The sequence below is a fragment of the Mesorhizobium sp. B2-2-4 genome, from assembly GCF_006442375.1.
GTDB lineage: Bacteria > Pseudomonadota > Alphaproteobacteria > Rhizobiales > Rhizobiaceae > Mesorhizobium.
On sequence record NZ_VFWB01000006.1, the window covers coordinates 48,410 to 61,559 of the forward strand.

General features: G+C 63.3%; 12 protein-coding genes. 7 read left to right on the forward strand and 5 right to left on the reverse strand.

Annotation, left to right across the window (positions count from 1 at the left end; genetic code table 11):
* Positions 1 to 20 precede the first annotated feature (20 nt).
* Both FJ959_RS16275 and FJ959_RS16280 read left to right on the forward strand, forming a co-directional pair.
* Positions 21 to 992 (forward strand): ABC transporter substrate-binding protein, encoded by a 972-nt coding sequence (locus FJ959_RS16275; protein WP_140495139.1) that lies wholly within the window; start codon positions 21 to 23, stop codon positions 990 to 992.
* A 184-nt stretch (positions 993 to 1,176) separates the two neighbouring features.
* Positions 1,177 to 1,626, forward strand: coding sequence for a CHRD domain-containing protein (locus FJ959_RS16280; RefSeq protein WP_140557483.1), 450 nt, complete (start codon positions 1,177 to 1,179; stop codon positions 1,624 to 1,626).
* Positions 1,627 to 1,713: 87 nt separating this feature from the next.
* Here the strand turns inward: FJ959_RS16280 and FJ959_RS16285 are convergent, their stop codons facing one another.
* The 3 genes from FJ959_RS16285 to FJ959_RS16295 form a co-directional block, all read right to left on the reverse strand.
* A complete protein-coding gene (locus FJ959_RS16285) occupies positions 1,714 to 3,363 on the reverse strand; it encodes a thiamine pyrophosphate-binding protein (protein ID WP_140630881.1) in 1,650 nt (549 codons plus the stop codon).
* Entirely contained in the window at positions 3,360 to 4,532 is a 1,173-nt protein-coding gene (locus FJ959_RS16290) for a CaiB/BaiF CoA-transferase family protein (RefSeq protein WP_140630884.1), read from the reverse strand. The genes FJ959_RS16285 and FJ959_RS16290 overlap by 4 nt, the downstream gene beginning before the upstream one ends.
* A gap of 80 nt (positions 4,533 to 4,612) precedes the next feature.
* Entirely contained in the window at positions 4,613 to 5,545 is a 933-nt protein-coding gene (locus FJ959_RS16295; protein WP_140521230.1) for an alpha/beta hydrolase, read from the reverse strand.
* A gap of 186 nt (positions 5,546 to 5,731) precedes the next feature.
* On the opposite strand from FJ959_RS16295, the gene FJ959_RS16300 reads away from it, so the two are divergent.
* From FJ959_RS16300 to FJ959_RS16315, 4 genes are all read left to right on the forward strand, one after another.
* Positions 5,732 to 6,739, forward strand: a complete 1,008-nt coding sequence (locus tag FJ959_RS16300; RefSeq protein ID WP_140630887.1) for a ribonuclease — start codon at positions 5,732 to 5,734, stop codon at positions 6,737 to 6,739.
* A gap of 173 nt (positions 6,740 to 6,912) precedes the next feature.
* On the forward strand, positions 6,913 to 8,562 hold the full coding sequence (gene ettA, locus FJ959_RS16305; RefSeq protein WP_140495150.1) for an energy-dependent translational throttle protein EttA: 1,650 nt from the start codon (positions 6,913 to 6,915) through the stop codon (positions 8,560 to 8,562).
* Positions 8,563 to 8,677: 115 nt separating this feature from the next.
* A complete protein-coding gene (gene tam / locus FJ959_RS16310; protein WP_246678942.1) occupies positions 8,678 to 9,460 on the forward strand; it encodes a trans-aconitate 2-methyltransferase in 783 nt (260 codons plus the stop codon).
* Positions 9,461 to 9,681: 221 nt separating this feature from the next.
* Complete coding sequence (locus FJ959_RS16315; protein ID WP_140559509.1) at positions 9,682 to 10,803, forward strand: beta-ketoacyl-ACP synthase III; 1,122 nt, start codon at positions 9,682 to 9,684, stop codon at positions 10,801 to 10,803.
* A gap of 15 nt (positions 10,804 to 10,818) precedes the next feature.
* Here FJ959_RS16315 and FJ959_RS16320 read toward each other — a convergent pair whose 3' ends face one another.
* Positions 10,819 to 11,385, reverse strand: a complete 567-nt coding sequence (locus tag FJ959_RS16320) for an isoprenylcysteine carboxylmethyltransferase family protein (RefSeq protein ID WP_140557515.1) — start codon at positions 11,383 to 11,385, stop codon at positions 10,819 to 10,821.
* A 180-nt stretch (positions 11,386 to 11,565) separates the two neighbouring features.
* Between FJ959_RS16320 and FJ959_RS16325 the strand changes: the two genes are divergently transcribed.
* The gene (locus FJ959_RS16325; RefSeq protein ID WP_140630892.1) at positions 11,566 to 12,192 is read left to right on the forward strand and encodes an MOSC domain-containing protein; all 627 of its coding nucleotides are present in this window, start codon (positions 11,566 to 11,568) and stop codon (positions 12,190 to 12,192) included.
* A 48-nt stretch (positions 12,193 to 12,240) separates the two neighbouring features.
* Here FJ959_RS16325 and FJ959_RS16330 read toward each other — a convergent pair whose 3' ends face one another.
* On the reverse strand, positions 12,241 to 13,080 hold the full coding sequence (locus FJ959_RS16330) for an SDR family oxidoreductase (protein ID WP_140559512.1): 840 nt from the start codon (positions 13,078 to 13,080) through the stop codon (positions 12,241 to 12,243).
* Positions 13,081 to 13,150: the final 70 nt, after the last annotated feature.

Below are 13,150 nucleotides of genomic sequence, written 5' to 3' on the forward strand. Positions count from 1 at the left end.
CTAACTCCAGAGGGAAAAAAATGAAAAGACTGATTGTTCCTGTACTGGCCGGCGCGATGTCGCTGGCCGCGTTCCAGGCAATGGCCGCCGACAAGGTGACGTTGCAGCTGAAATGGGTCACGCAGGCCCAGTTTGCCGGTTATTACGTCGCCAAGGCGAAGGGCTTCTACGAGGCCGAGGGTCTCGACGTCGACATCAAGCCGGGCGGTCCCGACATTGCGCCCGAGCAGGTGATCGCCGGCGGCGGCGCCGATGTCATCGTCGACTGGATGGGCGGCGCGCTGGCAGCCCGCGAAAAGGGCGTGCCGCTGGTCAACATCGCCCAGCCGTTCAAGAAGGCCGGCATGGAACTGGTCTGCCCGAAAGACGGCCCGATCAAGACCGAAGCCGACTTCAAGGGCCACACGCTCGGCGTCTGGTTCTTCGGCAACGAATATCCGTTCTACGCCTGGATGAACAAGCTTGGCCTCAAGACCGATGGCGGCCCGGATGGCGTCACCGTTCTCAAGCAGAGCTTTGACGTGCAGCCGCTGATTCAGAAGCAGGCGGATTGCATCTCGGTCATGACCTATAATGAATATTGGCAGCTGATCGACGCCGGCTACAAGCCGGAGCAACTCACCGTGTTCAACTACTCGGCGATGGGCAACGACCTGCTCGAGGACGGGCTTTATGCGTCGGAGGATAAGCTCAAGGATCCGGCCTTCGAGGACAAGATGGTGCGTTTCGTGCGCGCCTCGATGAAGGGTTGGAAATACGCCGTCGACAACAATGACGAAGCGGCGGAGATCGTCATGGATGGCGGCGGCCAGGACGAGAACCACCAGAAGCGTATGATGAGCGAAGTCGCCAAGCTCATCGACAATGCCGACGGCAAGCTCGACCCGGCGACCTATGAGCGTACCGCCAAGGCGTTGCTCGACCAGAAGATCATCACCAAGGAGCCGAAGGGCGCCTATACCACCGCGATCACCGACAAGGCGATCAAGTAGGCCTCAAAACGGCCTCGTGACGGGGCTTGATGGACGATGTTGGAGGGGCGGGCGACCGCCCCTTTTTCATGCGGCCAAATCACAAAAGCGTGTGCCTGGATACATTGGGGCGGCCGAGCGTTGCGTCGGAGGCATGCGCGTGCGGGGAGCCACGGCGGATGCTACAGCCAATCGGAGGTTCTTCATGCGCACACAGACCGTCTTGCCGACGCTTTCGGCGCTGGCCATTTCGACCGCTTTCCTGTTCGCGTCGCCGGCCCTGGCCGACATGATGAAGTTCAAGGCGACGCTCGATGGCAGCCAGCAGAGCCCACCCGTTACCACCAAGGGCAAGGGAACCGCCACATTCACCTTTGACACCGCCAAGAAGAAACTCAGTTGGAACGTCAAATACTCCGGCCTCAGCGGGCCGGCGACGGCCGCACATATTCATGGCCCGGCCGCGAAGGGGGAAAATGCGGACCCCGTAATCCCGTTCAAAAAACTCAAGAGCCCGATCAAGGGATCGGCGACATTGACCGATACGCAGGTGACCGATCTGGAGGCCGGCAAGTATTACGTCAACATACACACCGCGGCCAACAAGGACGGCGAGATCCGCGGTCAGATCGAAAAGGCGGCGGCGTCGATGTAACGCGACGTCGCTCGGGGCGCGCGCCCGTATTTGCTTGCGAAAGCTTTGCGGGACAGCGCCGCCCTTTCTCCTGCCGGAAACCGACTTTCAGGCCTTGTCTCTTATTTGCGTCATCGTTCGGGTCGGGGTGATTGCCTCCGGATCGAGCCGGATTTCGACGATTGCCGGCTTGCCGCTGGCGCGAGCACGCTCGAAGGCAGGGGCGAAGTCGGCGGTTTTCTCCACCGTTTCGCCATGGCCACCATAGGCACGCGCCAGGGCGGCGAAGTCCGGATTCTTGAGGTCCGTGGCCACCACCCGCCCGGGGTATTCACGCTCCTGGTGCATGCGGATGGTGCCGTAGATGCCATTATTGACGACGATGACGATGATCGGCAACCCGTATTGTACGGCGGTGGCGAATTCCTGCCCGTTCATCAGGAAGCAGCCGTCGCCGGCGAAAGCGACTACGGTGCGATCCGGATAAAGCGCCTTGGCCGCTACCGCCGCCGGCGTTCCGTAACCCATCGAGCCTGAGGTCGGCGCGCCCTGTGTGGCAAAGCGGCGGAAGCGATGGAAGCGGTGCACCCACGTGGCGTAGTTGCCGGCGCCGTTGGTCAGGATGGCATCGTCGGGCAGCACCGTTTCGAGATAGGTCATGATCAGCCCCATCTGGACGGCGCCCGGACCGCTTTCCGGTGGGGTCGACCAGTCGAGATAAGCGGCATGGAGCTTTGCCGTCTCCGCCGCCCAGCCCGGCGATGCCGGTCCCTTCCGGTTGGCGAAGGCGCGCACGAAGGCGGCGGGCGAGGCGTTGATCGCAAGCGTTGGACGGTAGACGCGGCCTAGTTCGCCGGCATCGGGGTGGACATGGACCAGCGTCTGGTCAGGGTAGGGGCTCTTCAGCAGCGTATAGTCCGAGGACGGCATCTCGCCCATGCGGCCGCCGATCAGCAGCACCAGATCGGCCTGCTTGATTGCTGTCGCCAGCTTCGGGTTGATGCCGATGCCGACATCGCCGGCATAGTTCGGGTGCAGATGATCGAACAGCATCTGGCGGCGGAAGGAGCAGCCGACCGGTAGCGACCACGCCTCGGCGATGCGGGTGATTTCCTGAACAGCCTGGAAATCCCAACGTGTGCCGCCCAGGATCGCGATCGGTCGTTTGGCGGCATTGAGCAGCGCCTCGAGCCGGTCGAGTTCGGCTTCGGCGGGGCTGGTCTCGACCGGGGTGTAGGCGATCGCGGCCGGTGCATCGACGACACTGGTCAGCATGTCTTCCGGCAGCGAGATGACGACGGGACCTGGGCGTCCGGAGGTCGCCACGGCAAAGGCGCGGGTGACGAATTCGGGAATACGCGACGCATCGTCGATCTCTACCACCCATTTTGCGATGTCGCCAAAGAACCTGACATAGTCCACTTCCTGGAAGGCCTCGCGCTGCTTGGCGTGGCTGGCGACCTGGCCGATGAACAGGATCACGGGAACTGAATCCTGCATGGCGATATGGATGCCGGCGGAGGCATTGGTGGCGCCGGGGCCGCGGGTGACGAAGCAGATACCGGGTTTGCCGGTCAGGCGGCCTTGGCAGTCGGCCATCATGGCGGCGCCACCCTCCTGGCGGCAGACGATGGTGCGGATCGCCGAATCGTGCAGCGCGTCGAGCACCGCGAGGTAGGATTCGCCTGGCACGCAGAAGATACGGTCGGTGCCGTTGGCCTCGAGCGCGTCGACGATCAATTGTCCGCCGGTTTTCATTTTGCTCTCTCCAGTTCGGCAAGGATTTCGTCAGTATGTTCGCCCAGGCGGGGCGAGGGGCGCTCATAGACGAGCGGTGTTTCGGACATGATCATCGGTGCGCGAACCGAGGGCAGAAGATTGCCATGGCCGTCGTCGAGATCGAGCCGCATGCCGCGCGCGATCGCCTGCGGGTCGGCGAACATCTGTCCGATCGTGTTGATCGGGCTCGCCGGCACGCTGGCCGCTTCCAGCTTGGCCAGCAGCGGGTCGCGATCCGTGGTCTTCAGCGCCTCGACGATCCGCTCGCGTAGCGCCGCCCGGTTGGCGACGCGGGCCGGATTGGTGGCGAAATCGGCATTGCCGGGCAATTCGTCCAGCCCGACCACCGCGCAGAACCTGGCGAACTGGCCGTCATTGCCGACCGCCAGGATGATGTGACCGTCCCGGACCGGCAGCACCTCGTAGGGCGCGATGTTCATATGCGCGTTGCCCATCTGCACAGGCGACTTGCCGGAGACGATATAGTTGAGGTTCTGGTTGCCGAGCGCCGAGATTTGGGTGTCGAACAATGCCATGTCGATGTGCTGGCCTTCGCCGGTTTTTTCGGCGTGGCGAAGTGCCGCCTGGATGGCGATGACGGAATAGAGGCCAGTGAAGATGTCGGAGATGGCGACGCCGGCCTTCTGCGGCTCGCGTCCCGCCTCGCCGGTGATCGACATCATGCCGGCCATGCCCTGGATGATGAAATCGTAGCCGGCGCGCGGCGCGTACGGACCGTCCTGGCCGAATCCGGTGATCGAGCAATAAACGAGGCGCGGATTGATCTTGCGCAGGCTGTCATAGTCGAGTCCGTATTTCTTCAAACCGCCAAGCTTGAAGTTTTCGATCAGCACGTCAGACGTTGCCACCAGCCGGCGCACGGTTTCGGCGCCCTCCGGTGTCGAAAAATCGATGGCGATGGAGCGCTTGCCGCGATTGCAGGAATGGTAATAGGCGGCCGACAGGTTCTCGCCATCCTTGCCCATGACGAAGGGCGGGCCCCATTTGCGGGTGTCGTCGCCGCCGTCCGGGCTTTCGACCTTGATGACGTCGGCGCCGAGATCGGCAAGCAACTGCCCGGCCCAGGGCCCGGCAAGGATGCGGGCGAGTTCGACGACGCGGACGCCTTTCAGCGGGGGCTCAGCCATAAATCACCAGAATTGGTCGGAACCGAAGCCTCTATCAACAGAGATTGCCGCTGTCACGGCTCTTGCAATGGGCCAACGCTTCATCGCGTCAGGATCGTCTCGGCCCATGCCGCGAAATCGTCCATGACGATGTCGCGATTCACCTCGTTCAGGCTTTCGTGGCGGGTCTCGCTGTAAACCTTTGAAACGAGATTCGAAAAGCCCATTTTGCGCATGCGTCCGGCAAGCTGGATGATCCCTTTGCCATAATCCGAGGCAGGGTCTTTTTCGCCCCCCACGACGCTGACGGGGAGGTCGCGCCGAACGCCGACGAAACCGGCGTCCCTGCCGCCATTGAGCGCCATCTGCACGACATCGCGCCACATCGACACCGAGGCGTCCCAGCCGCATAGCGGGTCGGCGATGTATTTGTCGACCTCGGCGGGATCGCGTGACAGCCAGTCGAACAAGGTGCGGTGGTTGGGCACCGCCTTACCCCAGGCCTGGAAGGTGAGTTTCGGCAGCAGGCGCGATGGGACGTCCGAGCCGAGCCGCATCCTTTCCCATGCAAGGATGCCGAGCGCCACCTGCCCGAGCAGGCCAGCTGAAAAATTGCCATTCCAGATGGCGGCGGCGTGAACGCGGTTCGAATGGGCCAGGAGAAAGTTCAGCGCCACGGACGCGCCCATCGAATGGCCGAACAGGATGACGGGCAGGCCCGGCTGCTCCCTGGCGATGAGATCATGGATGGCGCCGACATCGGCGATGACCTTGGCGGGGCCGTCCTCATGCGCGAACCTGCCCAGCGGTGCGTCGGGCGCCTTCGTTGCGCCATGGCCGCGATGATCGTGAACATAGACGCTAAAGCCGCGCGCGCCCAGGAAATCGGCAAAACGATCATAGCGCGCCGCATGTTCTGCCAGACCGTGATTGATCTGGATGACGGCGCGCGGATGGCCGTCGGCCTGCCGGACCAGAAGATTGAGGTCGGCGCCGGTCGGCGAACGGACCATGCGCTGCTGGCTGAATGACATTCAGTGATTTCCACCCTGGCCCGCCTCGGTGGCGCCGGCCTTGTTTGCGCCGGGGCCGGTTCAGCGTCAATCCGCCATTCCGGATTTCTCGCGATGATGTTTCTTGCGTCTGGCCGGTGGAATATCGCAATTCTGACATGGAGACAGCTTCAGTCTGTCGCCCACCTTTTTCATCCAGGGATTCCCATGCGCATTGCTGTTGTTTTCGGATTGGCCATGTTGGCGGCATCGTTAACGGGTGCGGCCCATGCCGACGTCAGGATGAGTGGCACCTTCGTTGCCGACGCCTCCTGTCCAGCGACGCAAGCCATCAAGAACGGCAAGAATCCCGGCAATGTCTCGACTGATGCCGGACAGAGCTATCAGCTGCTGGCGGGCAACAAGGATGCGCCGACGCACTATCTCATCCTGGTGCCGAGCGCAGATCCGGATCGGCGCTGGGTGAAGGTCAGTTGCGGACATCTCTCCGGCAGCAGCGCAGCAACGCTGCCGGCGACCCCCGGCGGGCAGGGCAAGCCTGCGGCGTCAGGAAAACCCGAATATGTCTTCGCGCTGAGCTGGCAGCCGGCTTTTTGCGAGACCAAGTCCAGCAAGAGCGAATGCAAGGCACAAAACCCGAATGAATTCGATGCCAGCAACTTCACCTTGCACGGCCTGTGGCCGCAGCCGAACGGGAACTTCTATTGCCAGGTACCGGCCAGCGACAAGGCCAACGACAGTCCGGCGCACTGGAAGGATCTTCCGCCTGTCAATTTGGACGCCGGCACGCGCGCGGAACTCGACAAGGTTATGCCGGGCACCGCTTCGCAGTTGGAGCGGCATGAATGGATCAAGCACGGCACCTGCTACGGCAAGAACCAGCAGGAGTATTTTTCCGACGCACTCGGCCTGATGCGCGCGGTGAACGGCTCAGCGGTGCGCGATCTCTTCGCCAAGAACATCGGCGGCAAGCTGACGGCGGACCAGATCCGCGGCGCCTTCGACCAGGCTTTTGGCGCCGGCGCCGGCGATCGCGTGCGCGTCTCCTGTGTCATCGATCCGTCGAGCGGCCGGCGGCTGATCGGAGAGTTGACGCTTGGCCTTGCCGGTCCGATCGGCCCAAACAGCTCGCTCAAGGACCTGCTGCTGGCCTCGGTGCCGACCAACAAGGCCGGTTGCCCGACCGGAACCGTCGACGCAATCGGGTTCCAGTAGGTCCTGAGCTCATTCCAGCCGGCAGGCAGGCCGGGGCGCCAACGCCCGTTGTTGTGCGGCCTGTGATCGGTTCGATGCGGCGAAAGCGATTGCCGTTCGGCTCCGCATCGCCTACATAGCGGCCAACCTCCATTCAGATCGACAAATCAGTCAGTTTTTCAGGGAAAGCGCGCGTGGCACGCCAGTTCATCTATCACATGTCAGGCCTGTCAAAGGCCTACGGCACCAAGAAGGTGCTCGATAACGTTCATCTGTCCTTCTACCCGGACGCCAAGATCGGCATTCTCGGTCCTAACGGTTCGGGTAAGTCGACCATCCTGCGCATCATGGCCGGGCTCGACAAGGAGTTCCAGGGCGAGGCGTGGCTGGCCGAAGGCGCCACGGTCGGCTACCTGGCGCAGGAGCCGCAGCTCGACAACAGCAAGACCGTGCGTGAAAACGTCATGGACGGCGTCGGCAGGAAGACCGCCATCATCGAGCGCTACAACGAATTGATGATGAACTATTCCGACGAGACGGCAGACGAGTCGGCCAAGCTCCAGGACGAGATGGATCGGCTCAACCTTTGGGACCTCGAGCAGCAGGTCGAGATGGCGATGGACGCGCTGCAGTGCCCGCCGGCCGATTCCGAGGTGACCAATCTGTCGGGCGGCGAGCGCCGCCGCGTGGCGCTGTGCCGGCTGCTCCTGGAACAGCCCGACCTGCTTTTGCTCGACGAGCCGACCAACCATCTCGACGCCGAGACCACGGCGTGGCTGGAAAAGCACCTGCGCGACTATCCGGGCTCGGTGCTGATCATCACCCACGACCGCTACTTCCTCGACAATGTCACGGGATGGATTCTCGAGCTCGATCGCGGCCGTGGCATCCCTTACGAGGGCAACTACACCAAATATCTCGACGCCAAGGCCAAACGCCTGATCCAGGAAGGCCGCGAGGACGACGCCCGCCAGAAGTCGATCTGGCGCGAGCGCGAGTGGATCCAATCCTCGCCGAAGGCGCGCCAGACCAAGTCCAAGGCCCGTATCAAGGCCTATGAGGAACTGGTCGAGCAGTCGCAGAATCGCAAGCCGACCGACACGCAGATCGTCATTCCGTCGGGCGAGCGCCTCGGCAATGTCGTCATCGAGGTTGAAGGGCTCACCAAGGGCTTCGGCGATGAGCTTTTGATCGAGGACCTGTCGTTCAGGCTGCCGCCGGGCGGCATTGTCGGCGTCATCGGCCCGAACGGCGCTGGCAAGACGACGCTGTTCAAGACCTTCACTGGCCAGGAAAAGCCTGATGCGGGGTCGATCCGCATCGGCGAGACGGTCAAGCTCGGCTATGTCGACCAGAGCCGTGACGCGCTGGACCCGAACAAGACGGTGTGGGAAGAAATCTCCGGTGGCGCCGAAGTCATCAAGCTTGGCAAGCACGAGGTCAACAGCCGCGCCTATTGCTCGTCCTTCAACTTCCGTGGCGGCGATCAGCAGCAGAAGGTCGGCAACCTTTCGGGCGGCCAACGCAACCGCGTGCATCTGGCCAAGATGCTCAAAGGCGGCGGCAATGTGCTTTTGCTCGACGAACCGACCAACGACCTCGACACCGAGACGCTGAGCGCACTCGAAGATGCGCTGGAAGCCTATGCCGGCTGCGCTGTCATCATCAGCCACGACCGCATGTTCCTCGATCGCATGGCGACCCACATGCTCGCCTTCGAGGGCGACGCGCATGTCGAATGGTTCGAAGGCAATTTCGAGGAGTATGAGAAGGACAAGCTTCGCCGCCTGGGCGCGGAGGCGGCGGCCCCGCACCGCATGACGCATAAGAGGCTGACGCGGTAAGGGCCGTTATTGCAGTGGCGGTTCCGGGTCGGCGACGACGGGATCGTCACCCAATTGGGATAGCCGGCTTGTCGCGCCGGTCATGGAAGGTGGCAACCGCCGCGAGGTCTTACCGTTGAACAGCCCAGCAAAGCCCGATTGGTCCGCCGCCCAATATTTGAAGTTCGAGGACGAGCGCACGCGTCCTGTGCGCGACTTGGTGGCGCAGGTGCCGGTCGACTTCCCCCGCAGGGTTGTCGACATAGGCTGCGGGCCGGGCAATTCGACGGAGCTTCTGGTCGCGCGCTGGCCGGATGCACAGGTGAGCGGCTTCGACACGTCTCCCGACATGATCGAGAAGGCTAGGGCACGCCTGCCCAATGTCAGCTTCGACCTTGCCGATGCCTCGACATGGGCGCCGGCTCAACCGGTCGATGTGATCTTCGCCAATGCCGTGTTCCAGTGGCTGCCGGAACATCCTGATGTCTTCCAGCGGCTGATGGGTTTTCTTGCGCCCGGCGGCGCGCTCGCCGTGCAGATGCCAGACAATATGGGCGAGGATTCCCACAGGCTGATGCGCGAGACCGCCGCCGAAATGCCGTTCGCAGCCAAGCTGAAGGGGGCGGCGCGCGCGCCGCTGCCGCCGGTGTCGTTCTATTATGATCTGTTGTCGCCGCTCTCGGACCGGCTCGACATCTGGCACACGGTCTATAACCATCCGCTGGCCGACGCCGGGGCGATCGTGGAATGGGTGAAGTCGACGGGCTTGAAGCCTTTTGTCGACCCGCTCGATGCGGACGAGAAGATGCTGTTCCTCGAAAGCTACACGGCCAGGATCGCCAAGGCCTATAAGAAGACCGCAAATGGCAAGGTGCTGTTGCGTTTCCCGCGCATTTTCATTGTCGCCAAGCGGGCTTGAACGACCAACGTCGATGAGGAGCCGGGGCAGTTCGTGTGCAGCCGCGACGGCGGCGCATGCTGGAACAACTCACAGACTAACACCAAACTGTGCGCATGGTGAGGGGACGCGGGAACCGGTTTAAGCTGGCATAAACCGGCTCAATGCGACAAGGGTTGCGCCGGGCCTCCCTTACGCCCACATCAAAGCCCCTGAACGCCTGCGGATGGGACGGACTGGACATGCATCGCGTCATCATCAGCGGTATCGGCGTCGAAATCCCCGAGCCTGAGATCAGCAATGAGGAACTGGTCGCCAGTTTCAACAGCTGGGTCGACACGGAAAACGCGCGCCGGTCGGGCACGGACCAGCCGCTGCTGCAGAAATCGGACAGCGACTTCATCGTCCACGCCTCGGGCGTGCGCAGCCGTCATGTGATCGAGCGCGAAGGCATACTCGACCCGACCCGTATGGCACCGCGCATTCCGGCGCGGCCGGACGATGCGCTGTCGCTGGAGGCCGAGTTCGGCATCGCTTCGGCCCGCAAGGCGCTTGACCATGCCGGGTTGCTGCCCTCCGATATCGACCTAGTGATCTGCTCGGCCTCGCACCACCAGCGGCCCTATCCGGCGATCGCCATCGAGATGCAGCAGGCCCTGGGCACCAAGGGGGCGGGCTTCGACATGGGGCTCGGCTGTTCCTCCGCCGCGGCAGCATTGCACATGGCGGTCAATCTCGTGCGTGCGGGCGCCCACAAGCGCATCCTAGTGACGACGCCCGAGATCATCACCGGCCATCTCAATTTCCGCGACCGGCAGACGCATTTCATCTTCGGCGACGCCTCGGTGTCGATGGTGGTCGAAGGGCTGGCACTCGGCGAGAAACGGCCGGGACGTTTCGAAGTGCTCGACACGCGCATCTGGACGCAGATGTCGAACAACATCCGCACCAATCTCGGCTACCACACCCGCACCGCACAGGACGATCCCTACAGGATCGATCTGGAGGGCAATCTGATCAAGCAGGTCGGCAACAAGGTGTTCAAGGAAGTCACCGTCGCCGGGCACAAATTCATCGTGGAGTTCCTGGCCGAGCACGGCCTGACGCCGCAGGCGGTGCGACGCTTCTGGCTGCACCAGGCCAATGCGCGCATGAACGCCATGATCCTGAAACTCTCATTCGGCCACGAGGTCGATCATGACCGCGCGCCCATGGTGCTGGAGCGTCTCGGCAACACGGCGGGCGCCGGCGCCATCGTCGCGCTGTCGGAGAACCATGCCGACATGAAGGCGGGCGACTTCGGGCTGATCTGCGCTTTCGGCGCGGGGTATTCGATCGGCGGCGCGCTGCTGCGGATGCTGTAGGACGCGCTTGCCGCTTCAGGCCGGCGAAAAGGGAACGAGCATCGGCACGCGGCGCGCGTAATCGTCATAGGCGGGCCCAAGCTCGCCGCGCAGGAAACTTTCCTCCAGCCTCGCCTTGATGACGATCCCGACAAGCAGCAGGGCGGCGCCCGCGACGCCCCATACCGTGCCCTTGACGGCCATGGTGGCGAGGACCGAAAGCAGCAGGCCGGTATAGATCGGATGACGGACAAGCGCGTAAGGGCCGGTGTCGATGATGCGATGATCGGCCTTGGCCGTTACCGTGCTGGACCACAGCCGGCCGAGATGCAGGCGGGCCCACCATGCACAGGCGATGCCGATGGCGATCAGGGCGACGCAAATCCAGGCTTGGGTGAGCGTCGGCGTCCAGAGCCGAAGCCGACCCACATAGCCGTGCGCCGGAACGAACAGCAGGACGGTACCGGCGAGCCAGAGAACCCGATATCGCGCCTCCGCCCTGAAATCCGCCCGCTTGCGCACGGGATCGGCCCATGATGCGGCAAGGATCCACGATACCAGCCAGAACAACCAGAGCGCGGCAACGGCGTGTCCCACCTGCATGACCCGAACCTCCTCCCGATCTGGCGCCATCGTCTATGCCCGCGGCGCGGCGGCAATGCGGCGCGCTGAGGACGGCAACGGCGTTTCCGGTAAGAAAGTCGTGATCGGCATCAAACGGCGTGATCGGATCATCAGCGCTTTCGACTGGACCGCATTGCGGAGGGCCTCTAGACGAGACTGATGCAGGAAACCAACCTCGACCTTTTTCCGGCGGACCTGACGGTCGACATCGTGCCGGGCCGCAAGCTGGCGGCAAGAGCGGCGGCGCTCTATGCCGCTCCGTTCGACCATTTCGAAACCAAGGCGGTCGAGGAATTGCAGTTGGGCTTCGACGGCATAGCGGGCGATCTTCATGCCGGGATAACGCGACGCTCCGGCGGGCGCGAACCCTGGTATCAGCGCGGCACCGAGATGCGCAACGAGAGACAATTGTCGCTGGTGTCGGCGGACGAACTCGCGCTGGTCGCCGAACGCATGGGCCTCAAGGAGATCAAGCCTGAGTGGATCGGCGCCAACGTGCTGATCGAAGGGATACCGCATCTTTCGATGCTGCCATCCGGCTCGCTGCTGTTCTTCAAGGGCGGCGTGACGGTCAAGATCGATGCCCAGAACAAGCCATGCCGCGTCGCCGGGCAATCGATCGCCGAGCATGTCCGGGCGGCGGACCATGACGCCACCGCGCTGCTCTTTCCGAAAGTGGCCAAGCGGCTGCGGGGCCTTGTAGGCTGGGTCGAGAAGCCCGGAATCGTCAGGTCCGGCGAGGAAATCTCCGTGCGGGTGCCCGAGCAGTGGATTTATCGCGCCTGACGAGGCAGCCTCGCCGCCGCTCGAAACGGCGTGGGCTGAGTGATCTGACTAGGCCTTGCGGTTCTTGTTGGCGCCTTGCGCCATGACGGAGACATGGTCCCACTTTTCCCAGGTGGCGATGCGGTTGGCGTATTCCTGTTTGATCATCGGCAGCCCGCCGTCGCCGAAGAATACCCTGAGAGGCGGCTCGGCCGCGTCGACGATGGCCAGCATCGCCGGTCCGGTGGCCTCGGGATCGCCGGCCACCGCGCGGCTGCGGCGCTCCGCCATGGCGGCGCGGACGGGCGCATAGGCGTCAAGCGCTTTCGAGACCTTTGCAGACGGACCGGCCCAGTCGGTGGAGAAGCCGCCGGGCTCGACCAGCGTGACATGGATGCCGAACTCGGCGACCTCGAGGCTCAGCGACTGGCTGAAAGCTTCCAGCGCCCATTTCGAGGCGTGGTAGAGGCCAAGCGAGGCGAAGGCATTGACGCCGCCGATCGAAGAGATCTGGATGATGTGGCCGGAGCGCTGCGCACGCATGATCGGCAAGGCGGCCTGGGTGACCCACAGCGCGCCGAACACATTGGTTTCGATCTGGTCGCGGGCTTCCTGCTCGCTGACCTCCTCGATGGCGCCGAAATGGCCATAGCCGGCATTGTTGACGACGACGTCGAGCCGGCCAAAGCGCTTGTGCGCCCCGGTGATTGCGGCATCGACGGCTTTCTTGTCGGTGACGTCGAGCTCTATCGCGGCGATGTTGTCGCCATATTTCTCGACGAGAGCGGCGAGTGTGCCGGCATCGCGGGCGGTTGCCGCGACGCGGTCGCCGCGGGCGAGCGCGGCCTCGGCCCAGACGCGGCCAAAACCTTTCGACGATCCGGTGATGAACCAAACCTTGTTTGTCATGATGAAGTCCTTGCCCGTGCAAGCTGGAATTTTTTCAGAGATAAGTGGAGGCCTCTCCGCTTTGTGCCAT